The following is a 1,356-nucleotide window of genomic DNA, read 5'->3' on the forward strand; positions in this document are numbered from 1 at the left end:
GGCGGGGTTGGTGCGGTTGGCGGGGATGTTCCGGGTGGTGTTGGAGTCGATGGTTGCGGATCCGGGTGGGGATTCGCGGGTGGTGTGTGTGCCGTCTGGTGAGGCGGAGTGGTTGTCGCGGGTGGGTGTGGGTTCTGTGGTGCCGGTGGAGGGGGTGGCGTTCTCGGCCTTCGAGGCGCGGGCTGCTTCTGCTGGCGGGTCGGTTGCGGTTTCTGGTGGTGGGGTGTCGTTGTCGTATTCGGAGTTGAATGCGGCGGCGAACAGGTTGGCTCGGTATTTGGGTTCGGTGGGTGTGGGTGCCGAGGTGTTGGTGGGTGTTTGTTTGCATCGTTCGGTTGAGCAGGTGGTGGCGATGCTGGCGGTGCATAAGGCGGGGGGTGTTTATGTGCCGTTGGATCCGGGTTATCCGGGTGAGCGTTTGGGTTTGATGGTTGCTGATGCGGGGGCGTCGGTGGTGGTGACGTCGTCGGTGTTGGTGGCGGGGTTGTCGGGGTTGTCGGCTGAGGTGGTGTTGGTTGATCGGCCGGGGTTGTGGGCTGGTGAGTCTGCTGAGGATGTGCCGCCGGTCGTGGGTCCGGAGAGTGCGTGTTATGTGATTTACACGTCGGGCTCGACGGGCCGTCCGAAGGGTGCTGTCGTCACCCACGCCGGCCTTACACGTCGGGCTCGACGGGCCGTCCGAAGGGTGCTGTCGTCACCCACGCCGGCCTCGTCAACCGCACCCAACACGTACTGCCTGAGGTCTACCGCCTCGGCCCGGACGGCGTCGTCCTCCAGAAGACCGAGATCGGCTTCGACGTCTCACCGGCAGAGGTCTACGCCGCACTGTCGGCCGGGGCGCGGATCGTCGTGGCCCGACCTGGCGGCCACCGCGACCCCACGTACCTCCGTGATTTGATCATCGCCGAGCAGGTGACGACGGTCCACTTCGTTCCGACGATGCTGTCGGCGCTCCTCGCCGAGGGCCTCGAGCAGTGCACCTCGCTGCGCTCCGTCGGCGTCGGCGGCGAGGAGTTGCCGGTCGATGTGGCGCGGGCGTTCCTGGCGGCGCTGCCCGGCTGCGAACTGCACAACACCTACGGGCCCGCCGAGGCGGCTGTCGACGTCACCAGTTGGCGGTGCGACCCCGACGCCCTGGCCGAGTTGACCCGGGTGCCCCTCGGCGGCCCGCACCCCAATCTGCGGCTCTACGTCCTCGACGAGGACCTCACGGTGGTCCCGATCGGCGTACCTGGCGAGCTGTATCTCGGCGGCGTCGGTGTGGGTCGGGGTTATTGGGGTGCTGCGGGGTTGACGGCGGATCGGTTTGTGCCGGATCCGTTTGGGTTGGTGGGGTCGCGGTTGTATCGGACTGGG

The 1,356-nt window shown here is 67.2% G+C and carries 1 protein-coding gene and 1 pseudogene; both read left to right on the forward strand.

From position 1 onward, the window contains the following. Positions 1-49: 49 nt before the first annotated feature. Positions 50-535 (forward strand): annotated as a pseudogene (locus tag ADK66_RS32800) (AMP-binding protein); the annotation flags it as partial. Between the two features lie 50 nt (positions 536-585). After that, a partial coding sequence (locus ADK66_RS32520; RefSeq protein ID WP_231640246.1) for an AMP-binding protein occupies positions 586-1,356 on the forward strand: 771 nt, incomplete at its 3' end.

Origin of the sequence: Micromonospora sp. NRRL B-16802 (assembly GCF_001279555.1) — a bacterium.
GTDB classification, from domain to species: domain Bacteria; phylum Actinomycetota; class Actinomycetes; order Mycobacteriales; family Micromonosporaceae; genus Micromonospora; species Micromonospora profundi.